This window comes from Rhodanobacter sp. K2T2 (assembly GCF_013408815.1).
Lineage (GTDB): Bacteria > Pseudomonadota > Gammaproteobacteria > Xanthomonadales > Rhodanobacteraceae > Rhodanobacter.
Genome location: NZ_JACCCA010000010.1, coordinates 111,258 through 136,046 on the forward strand (window position 1 = coordinate 111,258; position 24,789 = coordinate 136,046).

The 24,789-nt window shown below is 62.7% G+C and carries 25 protein-coding genes; 10 read left to right on the forward strand and 15 right to left on the reverse strand.

The window, feature by feature from the left end; all coding sequences use genetic code 11:
- Window positions 1-56 precede the first annotated feature (56 nt).
- A complete protein-coding gene (locus HDE78_RS16075; RefSeq protein ID WP_179481318.1) occupies window positions 57-686 on the reverse strand; it encodes a hypothetical protein in 630 nt (209 codons plus the stop codon).
- Between the two features lie 179 nt (window positions 687-865).
- Here HDE78_RS16075 and HDE78_RS16080 point away from each other — a divergent pair, with 179 nt between their 5' ends.
- Window positions 866-1,990 carry a glycosyltransferase family 39 protein gene (locus HDE78_RS16080; protein ID WP_179481321.1) on the forward strand — a complete coding sequence of 375 codons (1,125 nt, stop codon included), beginning with the start codon at window positions 866-868 and terminating at the stop codon, window positions 1,988-1,990.
- 30 nt (window positions 1,991-2,020) lie between these two features.
- The gene (locus tag HDE78_RS16085) at window positions 2,021-2,389 is read left to right on the forward strand and encodes a hypothetical protein (protein WP_179481323.1); all 369 of its coding nucleotides are present in this window, start codon (window positions 2,021-2,023) and stop codon (window positions 2,387-2,389) included.
- Between the two features lie 36 nt (window positions 2,390-2,425).
- Here the strand turns inward: HDE78_RS16085 and HDE78_RS16090 are convergent, their stop codons facing one another.
- The 5 genes from HDE78_RS16090 to HDE78_RS16110 all read right to left on the reverse strand — a co-directional run bounded on the left by HDE78_RS16090 (window position 2,426) and on the right by HDE78_RS16110 (window position 7,667).
- Entirely contained in the window at window positions 2,426-3,877 is a 1,452-nt protein-coding gene (locus HDE78_RS16090; RefSeq protein ID WP_179481325.1) for a glycosyltransferase, read from the reverse strand.
- A gap of 100 nt (window positions 3,878-3,977) precedes the next feature.
- Window positions 3,978-4,571 (reverse strand): cytochrome b, encoded by a 594-nt coding sequence (locus HDE78_RS16095; RefSeq protein ID WP_179481327.1) that lies wholly within the window; start codon window positions 4,569-4,571, stop codon window positions 3,978-3,980.
- A 537-nt stretch (window positions 4,572-5,108) separates the two neighbouring features.
- Complete coding sequence (gene mgrA / locus HDE78_RS16100; protein ID WP_343205736.1) at window positions 5,109-6,140, reverse strand: L-glyceraldehyde 3-phosphate reductase; 1,032 nt, start codon at window positions 6,138-6,140, stop codon at window positions 5,109-5,111.
- A 249-nt stretch (window positions 6,141-6,389) separates the two neighbouring features.
- Window positions 6,390-6,755, reverse strand: a complete 366-nt coding sequence (locus tag HDE78_RS16105; RefSeq protein ID WP_345776078.1) for a nuclear transport factor 2 family protein — start codon at window positions 6,753-6,755, stop codon at window positions 6,390-6,392.
- Window positions 6,756-6,830: 75 nt separating this feature from the next.
- The gene (locus HDE78_RS16110) at window positions 6,831-7,667 is read right to left on the reverse strand and encodes a helix-turn-helix transcriptional regulator (RefSeq protein ID WP_179481331.1); all 837 of its coding nucleotides are present in this window, start codon (window positions 7,665-7,667) and stop codon (window positions 6,831-6,833) included.
- A 97-nt stretch (window positions 7,668-7,764) separates the two neighbouring features.
- Here HDE78_RS16110 and HDE78_RS16115 point away from each other — a divergent pair, with 97 nt between their 5' ends.
- Window positions 7,765-8,661, forward strand: a complete 897-nt coding sequence (locus HDE78_RS16115) for an SDR family oxidoreductase (protein WP_179481333.1) — start codon at window positions 7,765-7,767, stop codon at window positions 8,659-8,661.
- Between the two features lie 215 nt (window positions 8,662-8,876).
- On the opposite strand, the gene HDE78_RS16120 is transcribed toward HDE78_RS16115, so the two are convergent.
- The 4 genes from HDE78_RS16120 to HDE78_RS16135 all read right to left on the reverse strand — a co-directional run bounded on the left by HDE78_RS16120 (window position 8,877) and on the right by HDE78_RS16135 (window position 13,818).
- Window positions 8,877-10,046 carry a hypothetical protein gene (locus HDE78_RS16120; RefSeq protein ID WP_179481334.1) on the reverse strand — a complete coding sequence of 390 codons (1,170 nt, stop codon included), beginning with the start codon at window positions 10,044-10,046 and terminating at the stop codon, window positions 8,877-8,879.
- Entirely contained in the window at window positions 10,043-11,173 is a 1,131-nt protein-coding gene (locus HDE78_RS16125) for a YbdK family carboxylate-amine ligase (RefSeq protein WP_179481336.1), read from the reverse strand. The genes HDE78_RS16120 and HDE78_RS16125 overlap by 4 nt, the downstream gene beginning before the upstream one ends.
- Window positions 11,174-11,435: 262 nt before the next feature.
- Entirely contained in the window at window positions 11,436-12,578 is a 1,143-nt protein-coding gene (locus HDE78_RS16130) for a hypothetical protein (protein WP_255457861.1), read from the reverse strand.
- 181 nt (window positions 12,579-12,759) lie between these two features.
- Window positions 12,760-13,818, reverse strand: coding sequence for an SDR family oxidoreductase (locus HDE78_RS16135; protein WP_179481339.1), 1,059 nt, complete (start codon window positions 13,816-13,818; stop codon window positions 12,760-12,762).
- 81 nt (window positions 13,819-13,899) lie between these two features.
- Between HDE78_RS16135 and HDE78_RS16140 the strand changes: the two genes are divergently transcribed.
- Complete coding sequence (locus tag HDE78_RS16140; protein WP_179481341.1) at window positions 13,900-14,280, forward strand: helix-turn-helix domain-containing protein; 381 nt, start codon at window positions 13,900-13,902, stop codon at window positions 14,278-14,280.
- A 1-nt stretch (window position 14,281) separates the two neighbouring features.
- Here the strand turns inward: HDE78_RS16140 and HDE78_RS16145 are convergent, their stop codons facing one another.
- The gene (locus HDE78_RS16145) at window positions 14,282-15,937 is read right to left on the reverse strand and encodes a trehalase family glycosidase (protein WP_179481343.1); all 1,656 of its coding nucleotides are present in this window, start codon (window positions 15,935-15,937) and stop codon (window positions 14,282-14,284) included.
- A gap of 207 nt (window positions 15,938-16,144) precedes the next feature.
- Between HDE78_RS16145 and HDE78_RS16150 the strand changes: the two genes are divergently transcribed.
- Window positions 16,145-17,350 carry an FAD-dependent oxidoreductase gene (locus HDE78_RS16150; RefSeq protein ID WP_179481345.1) on the forward strand — a complete coding sequence of 402 codons (1,206 nt, stop codon included), beginning with the start codon at window positions 16,145-16,147 and terminating at the stop codon, window positions 17,348-17,350.
- On the opposite strand, the gene HDE78_RS16155 is transcribed toward HDE78_RS16150, so the two are convergent.
- The gene (locus tag HDE78_RS16155) at window positions 17,351-18,733 is read right to left on the reverse strand and encodes an amino acid permease (RefSeq protein ID WP_218862430.1); all 1,383 of its coding nucleotides are present in this window, start codon (window positions 18,731-18,733) and stop codon (window positions 17,351-17,353) included.
- A 136-nt stretch (window positions 18,734-18,869) separates the two neighbouring features.
- On the opposite strand from HDE78_RS16155, the gene HDE78_RS16160 reads away from it, so the two are divergent.
- From HDE78_RS16160 to HDE78_RS16175, 4 genes are all read left to right on the forward strand, one after another.
- Window positions 18,870-19,013 (forward strand): hypothetical protein, encoded by a 144-nt coding sequence (locus HDE78_RS16160; protein ID WP_179481347.1) that lies wholly within the window; start codon window positions 18,870-18,872, stop codon window positions 19,011-19,013.
- Between the two features lie 373 nt (window positions 19,014-19,386).
- Entirely contained in the window at window positions 19,387-20,073 is a 687-nt protein-coding gene (locus HDE78_RS16165; protein ID WP_179481464.1) for an EAL domain-containing protein, read from the forward strand.
- Between the two features lie 125 nt (window positions 20,074-20,198).
- The gene (locus HDE78_RS16170) at window positions 20,199-20,942 is read left to right on the forward strand and encodes a DUF1223 domain-containing protein (protein ID WP_179481349.1); all 744 of its coding nucleotides are present in this window, start codon (window positions 20,199-20,201) and stop codon (window positions 20,940-20,942) included.
- Between the two features lie 96 nt (window positions 20,943-21,038).
- Window positions 21,039-21,917: an endonuclease/exonuclease/phosphatase family protein gene (locus HDE78_RS16175; RefSeq protein WP_179481351.1), complete on the forward strand. Its 879-nt coding sequence runs from the start codon at window positions 21,039-21,041 to the stop codon at window positions 21,915-21,917.
- A gap of 70 nt (window positions 21,918-21,987) precedes the next feature.
- Here the strand turns inward: HDE78_RS16175 and HDE78_RS16180 are convergent, their stop codons facing one another.
- Complete coding sequence (locus HDE78_RS16180) at window positions 21,988-22,200, reverse strand: hypothetical protein (protein ID WP_179481353.1); 213 nt, start codon at window positions 22,198-22,200, stop codon at window positions 21,988-21,990.
- A gap of 29 nt (window positions 22,201-22,229) precedes the next feature.
- Entirely contained in the window at window positions 22,230-22,451 is a 222-nt protein-coding gene (locus HDE78_RS16185) for a hypothetical protein (RefSeq protein ID WP_179481355.1), read from the reverse strand.
- 398 nt (window positions 22,452-22,849) lie between these two features.
- Here HDE78_RS16185 and HDE78_RS16190 point away from each other — a divergent pair, with 398 nt between their 5' ends.
- Window positions 22,850-23,926, forward strand: coding sequence for a DUF6765 family protein (locus HDE78_RS16190; protein ID WP_179481357.1), 1,077 nt, complete (start codon window positions 22,850-22,852; stop codon window positions 23,924-23,926).
- A gap of 81 nt (window positions 23,927-24,007) precedes the next feature.
- Here the strand turns inward: HDE78_RS16190 and HDE78_RS16195 are convergent, their stop codons facing one another.
- Entirely contained in the window at window positions 24,008-24,769 is a 762-nt protein-coding gene (locus tag HDE78_RS16195) for an SDR family oxidoreductase (RefSeq protein WP_179481359.1), read from the reverse strand.
- Window positions 24,770-24,789 lie beyond the last annotated feature (20 nt).

A 24,789-nucleotide genomic window follows, 5' to 3' on the forward strand; every position in this document is an offset into this window, starting at 1 on the left:
GCGGACGGCCGTCACCGGCAGCGACGGGTGGAAATGGACATTCCCATCGATAAATTTTACGGCGAGGCACTATCTCCCCTGATCGCCTTGATGACTTTCCCATTCGCATCGAGGAAATCGATTTCGGCCGCGCCGTCGGAGGCCACCGTCATCTGGATGCGTTTGTTGCCGCCGCCATCCATCAACGACAGCAGCGCCGATCCGTCGGCGGATCTTCCCACCCAGAGACGGCGATGTCTGCTACCGTTTTCCTGGCTGTCCGAGACGGCCATACCCGCCATACGGTTGTCTTTGTCATCGACGCCCAGAAGCTGCACGACCTGGTTTGCGTTGTAGCGATCGAAGGACAGGCTGCCTCCGGAATCCACTACGTCCCCGTGTGCATCGCGCTTTCCACCGAAGATCAGGCCGCCGTTCTCCGAGCCTTCGTCGTTGAAGAAAATCATTCTCGCCTGTGGTCGGTCGACCTTGGGCTGCTCTTTTCCCTTGACGATCACGCCAGGAAATTTCGCACTGTCGGAAATCACCATCCTCAGCGTGCCATCGGGCTCGCGCACGTTGATACGGTGGACATTGATTTCATCAAACGTCGCGACAGGGCTCTTTGCGAATCCAGCCAGCATCGATACCGCAAACGCCGCCGTGAGCACACCGGAATAAATGACCAGAAAGCGTTGACCGAACATGGTTTCCCTCCGCAAAAGCGACTCGCTTGGCAAGTTGCCAAAAATATCCGCGACGGGTGATGTTCCAAGGCCAACATTGACTATCCGACATTGGCTATTTTAGGCAAGTAAAGCAATTGCCGCCGGGGGAGCCGGGCAGGCGCGCGAGTAAACAGTCGACTACTTTCAAGGACACACGTATGGTTGCGAGCAGTGTTCCGGTTCAACGCGCCACACCGGGGGAGCGCGCGAGCGCGACACCGGTGCTCATCATCGCCGCGCTCTTCGGCATGGCGCACATGTTGACCAACGGACAGTACGGTTTTCATCGAGATGAGTGGCAATTTCTCAGCGATGCCCAGCGTCTGGATTGGGGCTTTGTGCCCTACCCGCCGCTCACCGCCGCGCTGGAGCACCTGGGCCTGAAGATGTTTGGCCTGTCGCTGATTGGCCTGCGGTTGTTTTCGGTGCTCGCGCAGATGCTGGTGATTATTGCCAGCGGGCTTATGGCGCGCGACCTGGGTGGTGGACGGCTCGCACAAACCTTTACGGCGGTCGCTGTCGCGCTGTCGCCATTGCCCTTGTTCTGGGCGACGGAATTCCAGTATTCCTCGTTCGACCTGCTGTGGTGGGTGCTTATCGCGTGGTGCACGATTCGCCTGCTGCGGGACGACGAGCCACGCTGGTGGATGGCCATTGGCCTATTCGCCGGGCTCGGCATGCAGACCAAGTATTCGATGACGTTCGAGCTCGCCGGCGTGCTGGTGGGCGTATTGCTCACCGACGCACGGCGATATGTCGCCAATCGCTGGTTCTGGGTTGGCGGCGCCATCGCGTTACTGATATTTGCGCCCAACCTGGTGTGGCTGATCCGGCACGACTTCATCTCGTACCATTTTCTTCAAGGTATCCACGCGCGCGACGTGCATCAGGGCCGTGCCGACGGTTTCCTGCGCGATCAACTTCTGCTGGGTGCCAACCTGTTCGCTGCACCTGTCTGGCTGGCGGGCCTGTTCGCTTACTTCAAGCATCGCCACTATCGCATGCTGGCCTGGATGTACGTGGTGCCGGTCGTGCTGTTCCTGCTTGCCCGGGGACGCTTCTATTACACCGGCGGCGCTTACCCCATGGTGCTGGCCATGGGCGCGGTTGTGAGCGAACGATGGTTGCGCACGCTGCGCCCGACCTGGAAATACGGAATCTCTTCGCTGGCCTTTGCGGGCGTCTTCGCCGTCGGCATCTACGCGACCTTGCGCATCGTGCCCATCGCATCGAGCGGTCCGTTGCGCGACTTTGCGCTCAAAAACAACACCGACCTACGCTAGGAAATCGGCTGGGACGAAATCGTCGCGCGAGTGGCGACCATACGTGATGCGTTGCCTGCCGAACAGCAAGCCAGCTTGGGCATTGTGGTGGGCAACTATGGCGAGTACGGCGCCATAGCGCTACTGGGTCAGCGCTACCATTTGCCCGTGCCGATCAGCGCGGTCAATACGGGATGGTTGCGAGGCTATCCGCAAACGCCGCTCGGCACATTTATCGTGCTGGGAAGTTCGCACGAGCGCGCCGATGAGCTCTTCACCCAGTGTCGCCTGGCTGGCCACACGGCTAATGCCCTGGGTATAGCCAATGAGGAAACCATGGATCACCCGGATATCTTCGTATGCGGCCCCACGCGCAAGCCATGGAGCGAGCTTTGGAAGCACGGGCCGGAGTTTGGCTGATTTACTGGCAACAGCCAGAAGTCTTCGCGCAGAAAACTAGGGTTCGTTCCCTGCATTCAGCCCCACCCGGTGCTGTGTGCCCCATTCGTTGCGCTTCAGCAAAAAATACACCCAGCCCAGCGTGGCGCCGGCATGACGCATCAGCTGGAACGAGAACGGTTCGATGACCGAGGCGAGCAGCGCCATGGCGAAACTCGACGTGCTGCTGTCGCCACTCCAGCGACGATACAGATGCACCGACCACGCCTGAAATGCCAGATCGATGGCGATCTTGAGCAGAATGATCGTCAGAACCGGCAGCACGATGGTGAAGCGACCGCCGAACAGGAAGGCGAGCAGCAGGCCGAAGGCGGCGAGGCCGTAGAGCGGCTGCACGGTATCGAAGGCCTTGACCGGCAGCATCAGCGTGCCGAGCGTGCCGTAGCGGCGGTTGCCGATCATGCTGCGATACCAGTACTGCGTCTGTAGAAAGCCGGCGAACCAGCGCCGCCGCTGGCGCAGAAAACTCGGCAGCGTGCTGGGCGCATCGGTGCGCGCTTTCGCCGTGCCGATCACGCGCACGTCCCAATCCAGGCCGCGGTCGAAGGAATAGCGACGCAGCCGGTGGATCAGCTCGTAGTCTTCGACCAGACAATCCGGATCGAAGCCGCCGACGGTCAACACCGCCTCGCGCCGGAAGCACGCAAACGCGCCGGAAATCAGCAGCAGGCTGTGCGCGCGCATCCAGGCGTAGCGCGAAACGAAATTGCGGATGTATTCGTAAGTCTGAAACCACTGGAAGAAACGCCCGCTGAGTGTGCGACTGCACACCGGTGACAGCAGGCCCGCGGCAACTACCAGCTGCGGCAACGCCGCGAAGGCGTTGGCCATCGCCGCACACGCTTCCGGTTCGAGCAGGGTGTCCGCGTCCACCGTCATCACTGTTTCGGTAGTCATCAGCAGCATCGCCGCGTTCAGCGCGCGCGCCTTACCACCGTGCGGCACGCGCAGCCAGCGCATCGCAGGATAAAGCGAACTCGGCTCGCTGAGCTTGCCTTCACCGGGATCGACGAGGCCGAAGCGGCTCGCGAGCAGCTGTGCGGTGCCGTCGGTCGAACCGTCGTCGGCGATCACGATCTGTGTCGGCACGCTGGTCTGCGCGAGCAGCGCATTGAGCGTGATCGGCAGCACCGCGGCTTCATTGTGCGCGGCGACGATGACGCCCAGCGTTGGAGTCGGCCGGCTCGCCGGCGCGGCCGGCAGCGGCCTCATCAGCGACAGCGATTTCCACGCTACGAACAGCAGCAGCGCCGTATCGTAAATCACGTAGGCAATACCGGTGGACCACGCGCCGACACCGTGCAGAAAGAACGCGCGCGCGAACAGCACCAGCCACAGCACCATCACGCCGCCGTGGATCATCACGCTGATCACCGGCGTACGCACCGGCGAGATGCGCGGCGAGGCAAGCGCCAGCGCGCGATCGAGAGAACCGAGGGGCGTATCCATCAACCTTCTTCCGTTTCGATGGCGGCAACCTGCGCGAGCCGGGAGTACCGGAAGTCGCGGATGCGAGTGTTCATGGGCAACGATGGATCACACTGGCGCATTACGGCAGCATGCGCCGAAGGACCGAATGGCGATCGATCCACTGGTGCTTCAGGGCGCCCAGAATGTGCAGTGCCAGCACTACGTAAAGCGCGTAGCCAAACCAGGTGTGCAAGGTACCCAGCCGGGTATGCAGCTGCTCTTTCAGCGCGGGGTCGAGATGCATCAGAAAACCCATGCGCGGCCACGGCACAAGGCCGAACAGATGCATCGGATGCGTCGCCGCGGCGTTCCACGCCGAATCGTGCGCCCATCCCGACAGCGGTAGCGCGAAGATCAGCACGTACAGCGCGATGTGTGCCACGTGCGCCGCGGTTTTCTCCCAGCCGGCAAAGACGCCCGGCAGCGATGGCGGCCTGTGTGTGAGCCGCCACAGGACGCGCACGATGGCCAGCCCCAGCACCGTAATGCCGATAGACTTGTGCGTGTCGATGACAAAGCGCACGGACGTATCTGGCAACACCGAAGTCGGCAACAGCGACGCCGCGAGACCCAGCGCGATATTGGCGAGAATCAGCAGCGCGATCGTCCAGTGCAGCAGCATCGCCACGCGCGTGTATTTCAGCGCGTCCTCGGTGATGGAGGCTGTCGACATGGTCGATCCTAGCTTGGTATCCGGCACCGCTCGAAGGGGGGCACCTTTCATGGGAGGGGAAGTTTTCACGACGATCTGCTTTGGTGGGGCAAGGGGGGGACTCGTTGGCGGCTCACCGGACAACACATAGATCGTCGCCTTGGCGCTAGCTTAGCCAGACCCGCGCCGAATCGCTGCACATACGACGCAAGCAGAGCCAGAAACCGGGGGCGGCGTCATGACGCACCAGCAGCGAGAATCGTTCTCGGAAAGTGTGCAAGCTTCCGCAGAGCGCTTTGTAGGTTGGGGTTAAGCGCAGCGCACCCCAACATGAGTCCGCGCCGATGTTGGGGTGCGCTGCGCTTGGCCGTCAGAGACGCTTTAGCCGTGTTCCACTGACCTTATGAGATGAACGTCGCCGGGGCGTGCAGGTTGACGTCTGCGACGATGGCTAACCGGTCACGCACGCGAGGTATGACAGTTCGATGGCACTACCCGCCGCTTTCCGCGTCGGCCCAGGTCAACGGAGCGGTGCCCGTCGCCCGGCCTGCACACAACTCAAAGCTTCGCCGAATCTTTCCAAAGATCCGTGCCGCCGTCGGTCGCGTACTTGTCGATCTCGGCCAGCTCCGCGGCGGAGAAGTCGAGCGAATGCACTGCATCCAGCGAGTTGTCCAACTGCTCGACGGTGCGCGCACCGATCAGGGCCGAGGTTACGCGCGGATCGCGCAGCACCCAGGCGATCGCCATCTGCGCCAGCGTTTGTCCGCGACGTTCGGCGATCGCGTTGAGCGCGCGAATGCGTGCAATGTTTTTCTCGCTGAGCTGCTCCTTGCTCAGCGAGCCGTCGCGCGTGGCCCGGGCATCGGCAGGCACGCCGTCGAGGTACTTCGACGTGAGCAGCCCCTGGGCCAGCGGCGAAAACGCGATGCAGCCGGTGCCGAGGTCTTCCAGCGTGTCGAGCAGGCCGTCTTCGATCCAGCGGTTGAACATGGAGTAGTTCGGCTGGTGGATAAAAAGCGGCACACGCTCCTCGGCAAGGATGGCGGCCGCCTTGCGCGTGAGTTCGGGCGAATAGCTGGAAATACCGATATACAGCGCCTTGCCCTGGCGATGCATGTGCGCCAACGCACCCATGGTTTCTTCCAGCGGCGTGGTGGCATCGACGCGGTGCGAATAGAAGATGTCGACGTAATCCAGGCCCATGCGCTTGAGCGACTGATCCAGGCTGGCGATCAGATACTTGCGGCTGCCGCCGATGCCGCCGTAAGGGCCCGGCCACATATCCCAGCCGGCCTTGCTGGAGATGATCAGTTCATCGCGGTACGGCGCAAGATCGGTCGCCATCACGCGGCCGAAATTCTCCTCGGCCGAACCATACGGCGGACCGTAATTGTTGGCCAGATCGAAGTGCGTCACGCCGCGATCGAACGCGCGTCGCAACATGGCGCGTCCCGTCTCGAACACATCCGCCCCGCCGAAGTTCTGCCACAGCCCCAGCGAAATGGCCGGCAGGTCGATACCGCTGCGGCCACAGCGGCGATAAGGCATCAGGTCATTGTAGCGATTCGTCGCCGCTTGATAGGTCACGTGAATTCTCCGAGGATTGGATCGAGTGCTGAGCGGACCGAATGTTATCGGCCGCATGATGAAAGACGCGCCAAGCTGAGCCCAATAGCTCCAGCGCACCGAGTATTGATTATCGCGCCAGATGGCGACCTACTCGCCGATGCGAAACGGCGAACATATTCGTGACTTTGCTGGCAGAGAACACGCCGCCAAGCAAGACATCGATGAACACTTGCAGACGAGACCGGGTCTGCGTCGTGGACATAGCGATTACCCCTTGAACACCGGCGTCCCCATCGCAAACGACGCCTTGACGATGAGACCGTCGACAACTTCGTACACGCAGACCATCTCGATTACTCCGTTGCCTTGAGGGAAGTTACGAGTGATTTGCTCGAGGTCGACGACGATATGCCCCATGACCAGTCGGCTGACCAACTGAGCGTGGAGATCGGGTTCGGCGAAGCGGAGCCGCATGCGCTCTCGCATTTCTTTGTGACCATGCGCGATCCTTTCGCCGTGGAGCACGAACTGCTCGGCCTGGACGGAATACGTGGCAAGCCATGCCTCCATGTCCTTCGCGTTATACGCATCCAGTTGACGCTGAACGACGGCTGCTGCATCCGACGATTTCACTCGATAACTCCTCATTATTGAAAACGGCGCCCGATCCAATCCGCCATCGGCGAGTTGCGACATAACGATGCGCGGCTAGGCCGACACCGCTTGCGACTCGATATAAGCACGAATGCGATCCGCCTCGGCGCGGGTCACGGGGTTGTACACGATCATGCCGAGGTCGGGTCGACCGTCGACGGCGAAGGCGGAAAACTCGAGTTCCAGCAAACCGAGTTCGGCGTGATGCAAACGCTTGAGACCTTCACCGTACGCGTTGACGTCGTTGGCCAGCCATAGCGCTTCGAACTCGGGGCTGAGCCGGGACAGCTCTTCCACAAACTGGCCGATCTCCGCTGTTGCACCGGCACGTGCCGCGTCCGCGCGAAACGCGCCCACGACGAAACGGGCCACGCTTTGCCAGTCTTCCTGCGCGGCGCGAACGCGTGCATCGGCAAAGATCATTCGAAGAATATTCCGCTCGTTCGGAGCCAGCGCACCGTAGTCCGTGAACAGCACGGCAGCGGGCCGGTTCCACGCGACCACGTCCCACAGCGGCGTCTTGACGATGGCCGGACTGACTTCCATCGCATCGAGCACGCGCTGCAGGCGCGGCGTGACGCCTTCGGCGGCCTTGTAACGCACCTCGGGCGGATGACCGAGGCCGAGCATGAACAGGTGCTCGCGTTCGGGTTCGGTCAGCATCAGCCCCTTGGCGATGCGGTTGAGCACGTCAGCCGAAGGTGCCCCGCCGCGGCCCTGCTCCAGCCACGCGTACCAGGTGGGGCTGATGTTGGCGCGCTGGGCAACTTCTTCCCGACGCAGGCCCGGCGTTCGCCGGCGACCGCTGGCGAAGCCAAAAGAGGCTGGATCGAGCCGGGTGCGTCGATCTCTCAAATAGATACCGAGTGCGTTGCCTGGTGGGACGGACATGAGCATCCTGTTGGTTTATATACCATGATAATGCCACTACTTTACCCTTATGAGCGCAGGACTAGTCTAGGCGAATATTCACCACTGGAGACTGCTTATGCGCATATTTCTCACCGGCGCGACCGGCTTTATCGGCTCTCGCATCGTGCCCGAGCTGCTGGCGGCCGGCCATCAGGTTCTCGGTATGACACGTTCGGAACAAGGCGCGCGCACGCTCGCTGCCGCTGGCGCCGAGGTGCACCACGGCCAGTTGGAGGATTTGGACAGCCTGCGCAGCGGCGCTGCCAAGGCCGATGCGGTGATCCACACCGCGTTCGATCATGATTTTTCGAACTTCGTCGCGAACTGCGCGAAGGATAGTCAGGTGATCAAAGCACTGGGTTCAGTGCTGATCGGTTCGAGCCGCCCACTGCTAATCACCTCGGGTACGGGCATGGGCAGCACCATGCCGGGCAAACCCGCCACCGAGGACGTGTTCAATAAAGCACATCCCAACCCGCGATCCGCTTCGGAAATCGCCGGCGAGGAGATGCTGGCCGCTGGCGTTGCGGTGTCGGTCATGCGGCTTCCGCAGGTGCACGACACGGTCAAGCAGGGTCTGGTCACGCCGCTGATCGAGGTGGCTCGCGCCAAGGGCGTGTCGGCCTATGTCGGCGAAGGACTCAGCCGATTCCCCGCAGCGCACGTGCTCGACGTGGCCCGGCTCTACCGGCTGGCCATCGAGAAGTGCGAGCCCGGTGCGCGCTATCACGCGGTCGACGAGGAAGGCGTGTCTGCGCGCGATATCGCGCAAGCGATCGGCGACGGACTGGGCGTGCCGGTGAAGTCCATCTTGCCGAATGAAGCGGCTGATCACTTCGGCTGGCTGGGCGGATTCGTTGGCCTGGATATGCTGTCGTCGAGCGAGTGGACGCGCAAGGTTCTGGGCTGGGAGCCCAGCGGCCCGAGTCTGCTGGATGATCTGAGGGAGATGGATTATTCCGCAGCGGGTTGAGCCACCGCTGTGATCGCAGTCGAAGACGTGAGGTGCCTCCGCCCGTAGGTTGGCGGTGAGCAAAGCGAACCCCAACATGAAACGCCTCGGCGCTGGATTTACGGGTCGGTGATTCGGCCCGCCTTTCCGACCATCCACTGCGTAAATGCTCGTTGCTGCGCCGTGCCGCCACAGCCGCTGCAATCACCGCCAATCAATCTAATCGCGCCCTGCGACTACCCCTCATGATCCTGCTCGCGCGTGTCGAAGTACAACAGGGTCATGCCTTCACCGGGGCGGGTTTGGCGGCCGCTCATGGTCGCAATGCCATTGGTGGAGCAGCGGAAGATCCAGGCCATCACCCAGGGCGCCCTGCCGTCCTGCAGGGCGAGCAGGCAGCGCACCTCGCCGAACAGCGGCGCATCGGTGATCGGATGCTTGCCGATCGGCACCTGCTTGAACTTGTTCTGCACGATCCACTGCCGCGGTGTGGGCAACGCCTGCAATTCCGCGCTGGTGGGATTGAGCAACAGGCCGATGCCGGAATGCCCGCTGACGGATTTGGCCACCCAGCGCTCGGGGCTGCTCCATTGCGTGGCGTGCACGGCGGCGTCCTCGACCCAGTGACAGGCTTCATGCGCGGCCAGCGGCAGATCGGCAAGGCTGCCTTTGTGTATGCCGTCGTACCAGGCCGGATGGCTGTGCCAGTTGACCTGATGCGCGGCGCGCATCTTCGCTTCGGCCATGGCGCGATCTTCGATCGAGAGGTCGGAAAAGATCAGCCGGTTCCACACGTGGGCGTAGCGCCTGGAGCGATCCGGGCTGTAGAGATGGCCGTCTTCGACGATGACATCGCGCCAGTCGTGCACGTCGACGTTCCACCAGTGGCGCGCGCCGTCGAAATCCGGCCAGCTCAAACCGTCGCGCGGACGATCCTCGATCAGCACCGTGTCGGCATGCGGGGCGAGCCACCGGCGCGAATGATCCACCCACGATGTCCCTCGCGGCAGCGGATCGTGCGGCAGTAAATGGACGTCCATATCGTTCGCCCGACGCTGCGCCAGATGCATGGTGTGGAAGGTGGGCAGCATCGAGGTGAAGGCCTGAATTTCCACCCAGGCCAGATCGAACGGCTGCGTCGGGTGCTCGGTGAACGCCATGTCCAGCGCCAGAACGTCCGCCCGCGCGCCGGGCCACGCCACGCGTTCGGGGTGCAGATGCGGCTGCAGTGCCGTCACCAGATGGCCGATCTTGCGGTCGAGCGCGGTGCGCAGCGCACGATTGCCGACCGCGTAATGGTCGGACAACAGGCTTTGCGGCAGGTGCGGCGCGCGGGTATCGGACAGGGCGCGCGCGAACTTCGCTTCACCGACGAATTCGAGATGCACGTGAGGTAAGGCGTTCATGCCAAGGCCTCCGCCGCTTGCGGCACGTAGGCATCGTCACAGGCCAGCGAAGCCATCCACTGCAATGTGGTTTTCCAGTCGCCGAGTCGCAGTGCCTGCTGGCGCAGCACATCGGCGAAAGTACGCTGGATCAGCGCATCGGCCAGATGCCGCTCCCAGTAGCTGCGCTCGGCGGGGTCCTTGGCCCGCGGCGCCACGCGCGACCACCAGCGTTCGAAATGTTTGGGCGTGTCCGACACCGTATCGCGGTTCCAGTCGATCCACTGGGCGCGCAAGCCGTGCCGGCGCGCACGCCATTTGTTTTCATCGATGCATGCACGCGACCACACCGGGCCCTGTCTGCCGGCTCGAATTTCCAGCTGCAGCGTTTCGGCCTCCCATTTCAGCAACGTGGCGATCAGGCCGATGCGTACCGGATCGGGATGCGTGTCCATGATGCGAATTTCCAGCGTGCCGTAGCGATGATGCAGGCGAATGTCCTGCCACAAGCCCTGGTCTTCGCCGAGGCAGCCCACGGCGCGCAGCCGGTCCACGTGCGCCTGATAGTGCTGCTCGCTTTCCCACGCGTCCGACGTACCCATGCGCGGATAGCGGTCCAGCAGGCTGTGGCGCCACGATTGCAACCCGGTGTCGCGACCTTCGAAAAACGGCGAGCTGGCGGACAGCGCCAGCACCTCCGGCAACACATGCCGCAGCCGGTTCATGATCGCCATGCGCGGCGCGCCCAGCTCGAAGCCCAGATGCAGATGCATGCCGAAACTCAGCGCGCTGCGCGACACGTCGCGGTACTCGTCGATCAGACTCGCATAGTGCGGAAAGTCGGCCCCCTCATGCAGCGGCTGTTGCTGCCACGTCGAGGTCGGATGGACGCCGGCGATGAGAATGCGCTGCCCCTGCGACGCGGCCTGACGACGCGCCTGCCCACGCATCAACCGCACGCACGACAGCAGCTCCGGCACGGTTTGGCACACGCGCGTCTTGGTTTCGATGACGCAGCGGTGGATCTCCTTATCCATCAATCCCTCCGGAATCGTCGCCTCGACGAAGTCCGCCGAAAAATCATGCGCGACCAGTTCTCCCCGGTCGTCGATGATCTGGATCTCTTCTTCCATACCCAACGTGATCATGCCCCTGCTCCTTTGATAGCCCCATCCGCGAATTCGGACAGGGACACACATAGTTAAACAGGCAGGCGTGACCGAGCGGCGGAAAGCTTGCATTCCGCGATCGATTACTGGGCGTCGGGATGTGACGGCCAAGCCAGCCGGAAAACGGACGCACAAAAAAGCCCCGGCATCACCGGGGCTCGTCCATCAGCGGATGTCGTTCGGTGGCGATTCGATCAAGCGTCGTTTTCCATCTGCCATGCGCGCCGCCGGCAACGCAGGCTCAGGAATTTTGCTTGGTCGTCGGCCACGGCGCCGCTTGCCAGCAGGCTTCGTAGTATTGCTTGAGGGTACTGCGGACCGGTTCGAGTTCGAAAGTGAAGCCGTTGCGGAACGCGTTGGTTCGGCCGGCAACCCAGGCGCCGACGGACGGCGCGTAGATGATGTACTGCAGGCGCGCCGGCGGATAGGTGCGCGTCATGCTGATCGACTCGCTGGCCACCTCGGCGCCACCGCTTTGCTGAGTCAGGATCTCCTGCCGGTTGAGCTCGAAATACGAGCGCGTTCCGCGCATGACGATATCTTTGGCGCGCTCGTTGCCGACCTTGTTGATCGCCGTGAGAATCACGCGCCCGGGTTTGCACTCGATCGTCATGCGATGTTCGCCGTGACGATCGACCTGATCGAGGGTGAGGTAGGGGCCGGTGGACAATGTCTGATACTTCGCTACCAGCGGCAGCCGTCCATTGTTGGCCAGCCCCGAGGCCATCATCTGGTCGGCGGAGAGCCATACGGTCCCGTTGGATGCCGTGCCCGGCGTGGGCGCGAGCGCCGCGGGGTCGATGCCCATGTCCTTCAGATAGCCGGCGACGTCGCCGGATGGCTGCGTCGACTGGCTGGAGCCGGCGGTCGACGCCGACGTGGCCGGATAGGCAGAAACGCCAATGCGATCGCTGCCGGTCGGCGCCCAGCGGTAAAGGCCGCCGAAGTAAGCATACGCACAGGCACCCACGCAGATGGCCGTATTCGACTCGCCCTTGCGCCGTGGCTTGCCCAGGTGGGTGACCATCGAGCCCGTGCGGAACAGTCGACCCAGGGCCATGCCGGCGCTGACGCTACCGCTGGAGGAATTGAGATAAATGTCCGAGCCGCTGGGAATCTTGCCGGATCGGATCAAAGCGCCGACGCGCTGCGGCGCATCCTCGTCGATCGTGCCGTACAGATAGACCTGCGGTACATCGGTGACAGCAAGCGTCAGCCGGTCATCGGTGACCTGAACGGCGAGCTGGTCGGCCGCCGCGTGCGACGAGCTTCGGGAGCCACTCCGCGCCTGGACGATCGAGATCGACACGAGACCGACGGCAAGCAGCAGGAGGCGCAGGGCAAGGCGCGGATTCACGACCGCGCAGCGGGAAACGTTTTTCATACCGATAGCGTTTGGCACTGCCACTCCCGAAAGTCCGACTGCGCAGTGTCGTCAGTGGCAGATGTCCCGCGAGTGAATGCGGCAAGTTCTGCCGTAGATTGGTGTGAGCGCAGCAAACCCCAGCATCGGAGGCCACCGCGCTGGGGTTCGCTGCGCTCACGCCTCACGGAGCAACTTTTTCTCAGGGAATCAGCCGGCGCTCGCGCAGCGTGGCAAACACGTTGAAGAACGCATCGTCGCTGGGCTGATAGTCGAGAAAACCCATGCGCCGACTTTTCGACATGTCGGTGACCACTTCGATCGGCCGGCCCAGATCGGCATCGGTATGCCAGGGCGAGATGAGCCGGTCGATATCCGGCTCGACCAGCCCACGCTGTGCGGCGATCTCGCGCCAGATATCGGCGTCGCCGTCCATCTGCGATGCCAGCGGCTCGATCGTGCCGTCGAACGGCGCCGCGTCGAGGCCGAACCAGTCGGCGAGGCGCGACCACATCCAACTCCAGCGGAACACGTCGCCGTTGACGATATTGAATGCCTCGTTGGCGGCGATGGCGTTCGTCGACGCCCACAGCAGGTGCTTGGCCAGCTGACGCGCGTCGGTCATGTCGGTGAGGCTGTTCCATTGCGCGGCGGAGCCGGGAAAACGAAACGGACGCCCGGTGAATTGGCAGATGGACGCATAAACCGCCAGCGTGGTGGCCATGTTCATCGCATTGCCGACGGCCACGCCGGTAATCGTGTGCGGGCGATGCACGCTCCAGCTGTAGCCGTCGCGCGCGGCCGCGGCAAACACTTCGTCCTCCTGCGCGTAATAGAAATTTTCGACATCGAGACGACCCTGCTCCTCGCGGAACGGCGTCTGCGGCAGCACGCCTTTGCCGTAGGCCTCGAACGGTCCGAGATAGTGTTTGAGACCGGTGACCAGCGCGACATGGCGCACGCTACCGGCCGGACGCAATGCATCGAGAAGATGCCGCACCATCGAGCCATTGACGCGAATGTTCTCCGCCTCGGTCGCCTGCCGCGACCACGTGGCGATGAACACATGCGACGGCGCGACGTCGGCCAGCGCGGCGCGCGTGCCTTCGGCGTCGGTGAGATCCACTGCCACCGGTGTCACGCCATCCTGCGCCGGCGGTCGACGCGCGGCGCCGGCCACCGGCCAGCCCTTTTCCACCAGAAGTCGCGCGGTCGCGCTGCCGACGATACCGCTGGTTCCTACCACGAGCGCTTTGTTCATGAGTATCTCTGCAAGAATGATCGTTCAAAATAAATCCGCCGCGACGACAAACCAAGTCGGCACCAAAAGGTAACCACCGTCATGAAACCCGGATCACCCGACGAGCAATGGCTGGAAGACTGCGCGCCGCGCCGCGTACTGGAGCTGTTCGCCACCAAGTGGACCAGCATGATCCTGCACGCCCTGCATGTGCGGCATGAGGGCCATGCGCGCTCGGGCGTGCTGCTGCACAGCCTGCCCGGCATTTCGCAGAAAATGCTGACCCAGACCCTGCGCGAACTCGAGGCCAGCGCCCTGGTGCATCGGCACGTGCACGACACCGTACCGCCCGAGGTCGATTACTCGCTCACACCGCTGGGCCAGCGCATGATCGAGCCGATCGAGCTGGTCTACGAATGGGCGCGCAGCAACGCTTCGGCGCTGGATGAATTGAAGCCGCGCCGGACGTCGCGACGGCGCTGATTCAATGCGCGGATGAAGCCTCGGCCGCTGCAGTTGTGCTCAACAGCTGCTGCAGCTTCAGGTAGACCCCGTTGCTCCAGCCGAACCCGATCACGTTGTCCTTGTAGCCTGCGCTGATTTTTACGTCGGCATTGCCGCTGACCATGTTGTATTTCTCGCGGATGGTGCCGTCGTCAGCGAAACTGCGGTCGATGGTGCCGGTGAATTCGCCGGCAATCCGTCGCGCATCGCCGTGGAAACCGTAGGCATCGAGGCCGGACGCCGCGAGCCAATGGGTCGGCGCCCAACCGAACGGCGCATCCCACTGCGCACCGCTGTCGTGGTCGCTCATCTGCAACCCGCCCCTGCGCTCGAAAACGCCGAGGTTCTTGCGCAGCGCGTCGGCCTGCGCCGGCGATGCCACGCCGGCCCATAGTGGATAGAAGGTCGTGACGAAGCGGTAGTTCGACGATTGGCCGGCGACGAAGTCGTAGTCCATGTACAGGCCCTTGTCGGCACGCCACAGGTAGCGATCGATCGCCGTTTTGCGCGCAGCGGCAGCAGCGCTCCAGCGTCGTGCATCGGCGTCGTTGCCCAGTTCGATGGCGAAATCATGCAGATCGCGCTCGTAGCGGTAGAGCAGACTGTTGAGATCGACGGTCGCGTACCGGTGGGTGGAGCCGCCGAAAGGCCCGGCGCGAAAAGTCGTATCGAAACCCGATTCGCGCATCGCGCGATCGCCGAGATAAAAATCGGCCGTGAGTCGATAGCCGTTGGCCCAGGCCCCGGCGCATAGCGTCGAGGCCTGGATGTCGCAGCTGGTTTTTTTCAGCCGTGCAGCCTGCGCCGCAGCCGGATGTTTGGTGGCCCTGATCAGGTAGCCCGGATCATCGGCCGAATGCGCGAGCAGCCAGCGGATCACCCCGGGCAAGTACTCGCTATCGAACTCCGGCACCGGCGTAGCGCCACCGTAATCGAAGTAGCGGGCCAAGCCGGTAGTGCCGGCGAGATGCTCTTTGCGCGTCCAGGTCGAATAGTCGCGCACCGCCAGCGGGTAAGCCTGCGCCAGCCACGACTTCGCGTCCGCGGTGGTCTTGAAACTGGCCGGATCGTCCAATACGGCACGGATCATGGCGCCGAGAAACGGTGGCTGCGAGCGCGTGAGGTAATAGGTGCGGTTGGCGTTGAGCACGGCGCCATAGTGCTGCACCTCGAACAGCGCGTTATCGACCATGCCTTTCGCCATCGCCTCGCGACGATCGGCAAGCAGACCAAGCACGATGAAGTAGCTGTCCCAGCCATACATCTCGTTGAAGAAACCGCCCGGTACGACGTACGGATGCGGCAGGTAAAGCAGACCCTGCTCGGGCAGCGCCGTCGGTGAAAAATCGCCGATCTTGCCGATTGCCCGAGGCAGTATGCGTACCTGGACATGACAATGGCTTACGACATCGGCAAGGTCGGGCGATGGCAACAGATCGGCCGGTAGATAGAGCGCCGCGCGCGTGCCTGTATCGCCGTCGCGCAACGCCGAGCAGTCGTCCATCGAGCGCGTCAGCGTATCCCAGGCGTGGTCGATGAAGAGCCGCGTTTTCTGCGGATCGGGCTGCGCGGCCGACGCATTGAGCGCGAGCAGCAGCGATGCAAAAGCGACAACATATCGAAACGGCGTTTTCATGGAAAAGGACTCGGTGCTGGGCGAGGAACAGGCCCATGTAGACGCCTTGTCGCGACGGCGGGCTTCGGATCGAGGTCAGAACCATGCCACAGGATGGCTTTGATTTCGCCATGACCATCGGATAATAACGATCGGACAAGCAAAGTCGGCTCGACCTATTCTGCGATACAGCGCTGGTTTTTCGTCAATCATCTCGGGGATCGATCCATGCAACGACGGCAATTTCTGCGCGGCGCCGGCGCCACGCTGGCGGTGGCGTCCACGGCAGGGCTCGCCGCCTGCGCACGCCAGCCTTTGCTCGCGGCGCCCAAAGCGGGCGCGCTGGTATCGCCACCGAGCGCCCCATCGGCGGACATGCTGCACCTGGCACCGATCCGCGCAGAGCCCGATCGCATCACCGGCGTGTACGTCTGCACGCGTCCGTTTCGTGCCGCCGGGCCGCGGATCGAAACGCGGCGGCTGGGTGAAAAAACGCTCGTGCACAACTATGGCCACGGCGGCAGCGGCTGGTCGTTGTCGTGGGGATCGAGCGCGCTGGCCCTGCGTCTGGCGCAGGACACCGGCGTGCGCAAGCTCGGCGTGATCGGCTGCGGTGCGCTGGGTCTCACCTCGGCACTGCTGGCGCAGCGCGCCGGGCTGTCGGTGCGCATCTATGCCAAGGCGCTGCCGCCGGACGTCTATTCGATGCGTGCGTCCGGCCTGTGGACGCCCGACTCGCGCATCTGCGATGCGCAGCACGCGCCGGATTTCGGCGCGCGCTGGGAAGACATGGCGCGCACGTCCTACGCCATGTATCAAAGCCTGCTCGGCCTGCCCGGCCGGCCGATCGAATGGATCGACGGCTACTCGCTTTCCGACACCCCGTTCGACCAGCCGCATCCGTCCAAGGTCACCGACGAGCCGGACTACGGCGACCTGCGCGGCCGCATCCGTGAATTGACCCCGCGCACGGTCGATATGCCACCCGGCAGCACCCCGTTTCCGCAGCCGTACGTGCATCGCTACACCACGATGATGTTCAACATCAGCACCTACGCGCGCATGCTGATGTCGGACTTCTTGACCGCCGGCGGCAAGATCGAGGTACGCGAATTCGATCATCCGCGCGAGCTGCTGAAGCTGCCCGAACGCACCCTGATCAATGCGACGGGCTACGGCGCGCGGGCATTGTTCGACGATGATTCGATCATCCCCGTGCGCGGACAGACCGCGCGACTGATTCCGCAGCCGGAAGTCACCTACGCCGTAAACACCGAGCACGTCAGCATGGTTCCGCGCAGTGACGGGCTGCTGATTCAGGCGTTTGGCGACAACGGCAATTTCAACAATAGCGACGTGACGCCGAACCGGGCCGCGTCCGAGGCGGCCGTGCGCCAGATCGCAGCGCTGATGTCCCGCATGCGTCGCGGCTGATCAACCACTGATTTCGGGACGCACGCTTGCGCGTTGGCGCGCTTTGCCAAACCACGGCAGCAGCAGCGTGCCGAGTGCCAGCACCACGATGCCGACCAGCGCACCGGCTTTGACGTACGCCAGCGTGGCGTAAAGCACGTACGCGCTGGTCGCACAAAAAAGAATCGGCAGGAACGGGTACAGCGGCACCCGGAACGGCCGCGGCGCGTCCGGAAAACGCACACGCAGCACGATCACGGCTGCGCCGCTGAGTACCAGAAAAAACCAGTACACCGGCGAAACAAAGTCGACCAGAGTAGCGAAGGCGCCATGAGTCAGTCCCGCCACTGCCGCCTCCACCAGCGCCACGCCGCCGATGGTCAGCAGAGCCGAAGCGGGTATGCCGCGTGCGCCATCCCATTGCCCCACCGAACCGAGCAGGCCGCTGTCTCGCGCGACGGCATAGGTGGTGCGTGCGCCCGCAATCAGCAGCGCATTGATCACCGCGATCGAGGTGACCGCCACCGCGCCCACCACCAGCCACTCGCCGGTGCGACCGAAAGCCAGATACATCGCCGTCGCCGCCGGCGCATTGCTGGCAGCCAAGCCCGCGTGACCCAGGCAACGCACATAGGCCCAGTTGACCAGCGTGTACAGCACGGTAACCAGCGACATACCGCCGATCAGGGTCATCACAATGCCGCGCGGCCCGGCACGCAGCTCGGCGGACAACGTCGCCGCGTCGCTCCAGCCGCCGTAGGCCAGCATCACGAAAATCATCGCTGTACCGTAGGCAGTCGATGGCGGCACCGGCGCATCGTTGAGCGGCGGCATGCCGTGAATAGCCATCCATACGCCGGCCGCACCCAGCGCCAGCATGCCGCACACCACGATGGCCACAAAACCGGTCTGCGCACCCATGCCGGTGCGCACGCCGCGCAGATTGATCACGCACAGCAATACGATCGTGCCGACCGCCAGAAAGCCGGTGCCGTGCTCGCCCAGCGGCAGTGCCTCGTTGACGTAGTCGGCGAACACGTAGGCGAGGATGGCGATAAAGCCGGTGTGGATCACGGCAAAGCGCGACCATGCAAACAGAAACGCCAGCTTGCGTCCGTAGGCCTTGTACAGAAAATGGTAGTCGCCGCCCGCATCCGGAAACGCCGCCGCCATTTCGGCAAAACACAGCGCACCGCAGAACGACAGCACGCCGCCGATCAGCCAAACCAGAAAAAGCCCGATTGGCGAACTGATGCTGGCAGCCACCATCGGCGTGGATTTGAAGATGCCCGAGCCGATCACCATACCGGCACACATGGCGATGCCATGGCGAATGCCCAGATGGCGTCGAGGCTGCGCTGGCGCCTCGCCAGCAAGGTCAGCGCCAGCGTCGAGAGGGATCATCGGGTGCAATTCGCCGGTCAACCTGTGTGGCCCGAGTATGCCACGCCGCGGACGTCCAAACGCGGCGGGCCGGCCATGACCTCATCATCACTCGCATCGTCGAAGAATCGAGACCTGCCTCCGAGGGAGATGCCACATGAGCGATAAACCGTCCAAGCAGCCGCCAAAGAACTCCGGGTATGCGGAGGAGCAACCCAAGACAGCTAAAAAAAGCGACAAGCCCGACGCGAGGACGCCGCACGAGCCGCAAAACGTCCCGAACAAAAAGCCAAAGTCGTGATGCGCCGCCAGCACGCGATTGCAGCTTTACACCCGCCCTATTCCCGAGAACCATAGGCCGGCGCCTGAAGAAAACGCCGATGCCGACGTGGCGCAGGCTTCGATCGCAGCTGGCGGGCGTTCGATAGTCATATAACAACGCTGCCGGCGAGGGTGCATCGGTTCATACATCAGACTATGCTGACGGTCGCCACAGTTGGGGATTCGAAACGACTTTCACACGTCGTCGCCATGGGCTTCGTTTACTGTTGCCTTGGCTGGCGCGGAAAGATATCAGCGCAGTGGCATTGGGAGGCAGACGCATGTCAGCTCCAAACGAAGTAAGGCCCTGCTCTCTGTGCCGCGAACAGGAACCGCTCGGCTTCGAATTCACGATGGCGTTTCAGCCGATCGTCGACTTTCGGGATCGCAGCGTCTATGCCTATGAAAGCCTGATCCGCGGTATCGACGGCAGCAGCGCTGCCAGCATTCTCGCTCAGGTAACCGATCGCAACCGCTATACCTTCGACCAGGCCTGTCGGGTGACCGCCGTGGAGATGGCTTCGAAGCTCGGTATGAGCTGTTTCCTGAGCATCAACTTTCTACCGAATGCGGTGTATCAGGCGAGCACCTGCATTCGCGCTACGCTGGCGGCAGCAGAGCGCTGCCATTTCCCCACGGACCGGCTGATTTTCGAGATCACCGAAAACGAGCGACCCGATCAGGCGCATTTGAAGAACATCGTGCTGGAATACCAACGGCAAGGCTTCAAGACCGCCTTCGACGATTTCGGGGCGGGCTATGCCGGACTCAATCTGCTGTCCGAATTCCAGCCTGACATCATCAAGCTGGACATGGCACTCCTTCGCAACATCGACAAGGACCACGTCCGCCAGACCATTGTTCGGGGCCTGCTCGATATTTGCCGTACGCTGGGCGTCGAGGTGATTGCCGAAGGCATCGAGCAGATCGGCGAGCTGCAGGTGCTGCAGTCGATGGGCGTTTATCTGTTTCAAGGCTTCCTGTTCGCTCACCCCGGATTCGAGGAGCTGCCGACGGTTCACTGGCCAGACATCGGTTGAGCGCAGAGCTTATGGCGTATCGCCGGATATGCCGAGGTAACTTTCTCCGCCGTCTCGGCGAAGAACCTCGGTAACGACACGCATTGCTGCACTCATCCCACCCGCCGTGTCGGTCGGAGCCTGCCATGAACACGTTCATTCGACTGCCCGCCAAGGTCCTGCTTGGCGCGCTTGCGCTGATGTCTTTCAGCGAGATCAGCTATGGCCAGGAGCCCCCAGCGATCGCGTCGCCGGTCGTGGTGGAGCTGTTCCAGAGCCAGGGCTGCTCGTCGTGCCCGCCCGCCGAGGCCAACCTCAATGCGATCGCCGGGCAGCCGAATATTCTCGCACTCTCGTTTGCGGTGACGTATTGGGACAACCTCGGCTGGAAGGACACCTTTGCCAGCGAGGCGTTCACCAACCGGCAGTACGACTATTCGCATTACCAGAAGCAGGATGGCGTCTACACGCCGCAGGTGATCGTGAACGGGCAAACGGCCATCGTGGGCAGCGATCGCGCGCAGCTCGATCAGGTCATTGCCCATGCGCATACACAAGGTCCGTCGCTGTCCTGGGCAAATGGCCAGCTGCAGGTTGGCGCAGGCAAGCCTGCCGCGCCGACCGACGTGTGGCTGGTCCGCTACGATCCGCGCACGATCGACGTGGCCATTCGTGCCGGCGAAAACGGCGGCCGCACGCTGCCCCATCGCAACGTGGTGCGCGAGTTGGTCAATCTTGGTACGTGGGATGGGCACGCCAAAACTTTTGCCATGCCAGCGCCCACGATCAGCGGACTTTCGACCGCAGCACTGGTACAGATCAAGCACGGCGGCGATATTCTCAGCGCATCGAAAGCATCCGACGCAGCGAGGGACACCGCCTCACGCTGATCCCAGGCAGGCGACGCGTTGTTCGACCCGCAGAGGGATGGCAGGCTTCTGGATTGTCTGTCATCTTCGCTGCAATACTTCATCGCCTCTTGTTGGATGAATCTTTCGAAAATGCGTGTAGCCCGCCTACTTCTCGTCACCGCGATGGTTGCATGTACCGCGCTGAACACCGCAGCGCTCGCCGCACAGACCCTGCGCGTGATGACCTTTAACGTGCGCACCGGCGTCGCCAACGATGGCCCGAACGACTGGAACCACCGCCGCGACCTCATGGTGCACACTATCGGCGAGCAGCGTCCCGACGTGTTGGGTACGCAGGAGCTCAACAAATTCCAGGGCGATTACATCGTCAGCAAGCTGCCGCAATACGTCTGGTTCGGTATCGGCCGCCAAGGTGATGATGGCGACGAGCACATGGGCGTGTTTTATCGCACCGATCGTCTGCGCGTGATCGAGTCGGGCAATTACTGGCTATCCGATACGCCAGACAAACCCGGCAGCATGACGTGGGGCAACGACCTTCCGCGCATGGTGACGTGGGCGATCTTCGAAACCAAAGCTGACGGTCGGCGCTTCTACTACTGCAACACGCATTTCCCACATCGCGATCAGGATGAGCCGGCGCGCACGCGCTCGGCAAAGGAACTCCTGGCGCGTCTCGATGCGCTCCCGCCCCAACTGCCTATCGTACTGACTGGCGATTTCAACAGCTCCCCCGACCAGCCCGATCATGCGATCCTCACATCCCGGCTGGACGATGCATGGCTGAAGGCGGACAGCCGCAGCGGGCCGGAAAAGACCTTCCACGACTTCACCGGCATACCCGATCAGCGTATCGACTGGATTCTCTACCGCGGCTTTCGCGCGCTGACGGTGCAAACCATCACCTCGCAGCAGGGCGGTCATTACCCGTCCGATCATTTTCCGGTAGTCGCGGAGCTGGCTTGGCCTGCACCACCGAAGCGGCTGAAATAAGGCGCCCAATCCCACAACGGCGTGGCGCGGCTTTTCCCGGGCTGGCAATAAGGCGCGGCGAACGCGCCGCCTAGTGCATCTGCGAGAGCAGCCTTTCGCCGGCGGCCTGCGCGGCGGCGATCGCCTCGTCGGCCGACTGGAAAGTGCCGACGACCGTGATCGGTTCGCCGCGCAGCCCGTTCTTGTCCTCGATGGTGTACGTCGCTTCGTAAACGAAACTTCCATCGCTGGACGACTGGAGCTGACACGAAGGGTAGATCTTATAACCGGATGCATTACTCATCGGAGACCTCTTGCGCGGTTTTGCATAATCTACCGGGTGTGACTCTTGCGCCGAATCAGCGAACGCGCGATCTCGTCGCCCGCGGCCAGCGCTTCATCGATCGAGGCATAGGTGCGGTCGTTCTCTTCTTCCGGCCCGACGCCGGGCACGGTAACGACGATCGAGATGCCACGCTCATGCTGCGATGTTTTCACAGTGTACGTAGTGCCATCGGCGGTGCGGGTGTGCGTCTGGGGCGTGGAACCGGTCATGGGTCATTCTCCTGCGGATGATGCGTAAGTTGATCTCGCGCCAGTGAAGAACGCATGACAGCGCTCGTCGTTCAAGCGAACGCCGAGCCATAACGTACGGGTCATGTCTTGCAGATGTTCGGCCATAAATGGAAGGCCAAATGTCACAAGACTTTCCCATTTCGCCACTGGGCGCGATTTGCCTGTCGGCATCTGGCCTATAACGCCAAGCACTTAAGCCAGAGCGGCGGGCTTCGCATTACACTGCCGAATTGCTAGCTTTATCGCCCCAGCCGTCGCCAGACGCCGCCAGCGCTTTCAGCCATGCTGGAGGCATTGCGTACAAGACTGGTCCAGACAGCATCCCCGCGCGGGGCCAGTGCGCTGCCGCTTCGAAAAACCCGAAAAAAGGCCATCCGGTGAATATCGATTTCCACTACGGCGTGATCTATCTCGTCAGCCGCCTCGCCGGACTCGAAAAGTCGGACGCCCGGATCGTGGCGCACTGCTGCCAGTACGTAGATGACGCCACGGTCAGCGGCACGCTGGAATTCGCCGGCGGCGAGAGCTACGAGCGCTTTGCCAGTGCGCACAAGATGTTCGATTACATGAATATCAGCAACACCAGCGACAAGCGCATCTGGGCGCCTTTCCACTTCCTGCCGGCCGGCGAAGGCAGCACGCTGGAAGATAAATCCATCTGCAAACCCGACAGCGCGATAGCACGCGACATGGTCGCGCACGCCATCGACAACCGCGGCGCCGAGAATGCGCTGCACCGCCTGGGCGTAACCCTGCATGTTTACGTCGACACCTGGGCGCACCAGAACTTTACCGGCACCATCAGCGACCACAATGTGGTGACGTCGCTGACGAGCGAGGATTACTCGCACGAAGCATGGCTAGAAAAACTGAAGCATATGGCCAGCGATGCAGTGCACGCGGCGCAGTCCGATTTTCTCGATCACGTGGTCAAGCTCGGCCACGGCGCAGCGCTGCATTTTCCCGACCAGCCCTGGGCCAAATGGCAGTACCAGAACGGCCACGGCCTGACCTTCCAGCGCGACAACCTGCCGATTTTTATGGAAGCGGCAGATATGGCGTATCGGGCCATCAAGGGATTTCGCTGCGGCAACACGGCATACGCGCAGGAGGAAGGACTGTCCGAAGAAACCAAGGCGGCACTCGCTTTACTGCTGGCCTCCAATCGCGATGACGATCCGATCAAACGACTGGACGTACTGTGCGCAGCCCTCGCCGAAGGCCAAGTGCCCGGCTTCGCCGAAACGGTGACGCCTTACATCGGCAAAGGCCCCGGTTCGTGGAAAGACCAGGCCACCGGCATCGTCGACGAGGATGGCGATGGCGACAAAAAGCCGGTGTGGTCGGAAGCCTTCGAACAATCCGACTACCGGAAATTCCACGACGCGATCAAGGAACACCGCTTCGTGGTCACGCAGGTGATTCTTCCCAAGCACGGTGTGCGGCTGGCTTGAGTAGGCGGACCGTTCGCCGCGGCCTATATCGACAGAAGCCAGTGCATCTCGTGCACTGGCTTCTTCATCGAACCGCTATAACTAGATAAGCGTGCCACCGGAGGCTTCAATGCGCTGGGCGTTGATCCAACCATTGGCCGGCAGCAGCAGCGAGGCGATCACGCCGCCGATGTCGTCGGGCAAGCCGGTGCGGCCGAGCGCCGTCATCGACGCAATCATTTTTTTCATCTCGGGGTTGTCGCGTACGGCGCCGCCCCGGAAGTCGGTTTCGATCGCACCCGGTGCCACGGTGTTTACCGCGATGCCACGCGAACCGAGCTCTCTTGCCTGATAGCGCGTGAGCACTTCGACCGCGCCTTTCACCGCCGCATAGGCGGAAGAGCCGGGCAACGCGAAGCGCGCCAGCCCGCTGGAAATGTTCACGATGCGCCCGCCGTCGGCTATCAGCGGCAGCAGCTTCTGGGTGAGAAAGAACACGCCCTTGAAGTGGACATTGACGAGTTCATCGAAGTCCGCCTCGGTGGTCTCGACAATGCTGGCCTGCAGGCCGGTGCCCGCGTTGTTCACCAGAAAGTTGAAGCTCTCGCGCTGCCAGGTCTTGCTCAGCGCGTCGCGAACCGTGGCGGCAAAATCGTCGAAGGTGGCGCTCTTGCCGACATCCAACGGCAGAGCCACGGCCTTGCGGCCCAGTTTTTCGATGGCGGCGACGACCGCGACGGCCTCGTCGTGGCCGCTGCGGTAGGTCAGGATGACGTCCGTCCCCTGCTCGGCCAGTTTCAAGGCGGTGCTCTTGCCCAGGCCGCGGCTGCCGCCGGTAATGATGGCGATGGATGGTGTGCTCATGGATAACTCCTTGGGATGGC

What these genes read in the sequence shown, in the direction of transcription:
- HDE78_RS16075 (WP_179481318.1), bottom strand. Translation starts at nt 686, where the DNA reads ATGTTCGGTCAACGCTTTCTGGTCATTTATTCCGGTGTGCTCACGGCG.
- HDE78_RS16080 (WP_179481321.1), top strand. Translation starts at nt 866, where the DNA reads ATGGTTGCGAGCAGTGTTCCGGTTCAACGCGCCACACCGGGGGAGCGC.
- HDE78_RS16090 (WP_179481325.1), bottom strand. Translation starts at nt 3,877, where the DNA reads ATGGATACGCCCCTCGGTTCTCTCGATCGCGCGCTGGCGCTTGCCTCG.
- HDE78_RS16095 (WP_179481327.1), bottom strand. Translation starts at nt 4,571, where the DNA reads ATGTCGACAGCCTCCATCACCGAGGACGCGCTGAAATACACGCGCGTG.
- HDE78_RS16110 (WP_179481331.1), bottom strand. Translation starts at nt 7,667, where the DNA reads ATGTCCGTCCCACCAGGCAACGCACTCGGTATCTATTTGAGAGATCGA.
- HDE78_RS16115 (WP_179481333.1), top strand. Translation starts at nt 7,765, where the DNA reads ATGCGCATATTTCTCACCGGCGCGACCGGCTTTATCGGCTCTCGCATC.
- HDE78_RS16120 (WP_179481334.1), bottom strand. Translation starts at nt 10,046, where the DNA reads ATGAACGCCTTACCTCACGTGCATCTCGAATTCGTCGGTGAAGCGAAG.
- HDE78_RS16125 (WP_179481336.1), bottom strand. Translation starts at nt 11,173, where the DNA reads ATGATCACGTTGGGTATGGAAGAAGAGATCCAGATCATCGACGACCGG.
- HDE78_RS16130 (WP_255457861.1), bottom strand. Translation starts at nt 12,578, where the DNA reads ATGAAAAACGTTTCCCGCTGCGCGGTCGTGAATCCGCGCCTTGCCCTG.
- HDE78_RS16135 (WP_179481339.1), bottom strand. Translation starts at nt 13,818, where the DNA reads ATGAACAAAGCGCTCGTGGTAGGAACCAGCGGTATCGTCGGCAGCGCG.
- HDE78_RS16140 (WP_179481341.1), top strand. Translation starts at nt 13,900, where the DNA reads ATGAAACCCGGATCACCCGACGAGCAATGGCTGGAAGACTGCGCGCCG.
- HDE78_RS16145 (WP_179481343.1), bottom strand. Translation starts at nt 15,937, where the DNA reads ATGAAAACGCCGTTTCGATATGTTGTCGCTTTTGCATCGCTGCTGCTC.
- HDE78_RS16150 (WP_179481345.1), top strand. Translation starts at nt 16,145, where the DNA reads ATGCAACGACGGCAATTTCTGCGCGGCGCCGGCGCCACGCTGGCGGTG.
- HDE78_RS16155 (WP_218862430.1), bottom strand. Translation starts at nt 18,733, where the DNA reads ATGATCCCTCTCGACGCTGGCGCTGACCTTGCTGGCGAGGCGCCAGCG.
- HDE78_RS16160 (WP_179481347.1), top strand. Translation starts at nt 18,870, where the DNA reads ATGAGCGATAAACCGTCCAAGCAGCCGCCAAAGAACTCCGGGTATGCG.
- HDE78_RS16165 (WP_179481464.1), top strand. Translation starts at nt 19,387, where the DNA reads ATGGCGTTTCAGCCGATCGTCGACTTTCGGGATCGCAGCGTCTATGCC.
- HDE78_RS16170 (WP_179481349.1), top strand. Translation starts at nt 20,199, where the DNA reads ATGAACACGTTCATTCGACTGCCCGCCAAGGTCCTGCTTGGCGCGCTT.
- HDE78_RS16175 (WP_179481351.1), top strand. Translation starts at nt 21,039, where the DNA reads ATGAATCTTTCGAAAATGCGTGTAGCCCGCCTACTTCTCGTCACCGCG.
- HDE78_RS16180 (WP_179481353.1), bottom strand. Translation starts at nt 22,200, where the DNA reads ATGAGTAATGCATCCGGTTATAAGATCTACCCTTCGTGTCAGCTCCAG.
- HDE78_RS16185 (WP_179481355.1), bottom strand. Translation starts at nt 22,451, where the DNA reads ATGACCGGTTCCACGCCCCAGACGCACACCCGCACCGCCGATGGCACT.
- HDE78_RS16195 (WP_179481359.1), bottom strand. Translation starts at nt 24,769, where the DNA reads ATGAGCACACCATCCATCGCCATCATTACCGGCGGCAGCCGCGGCCTG.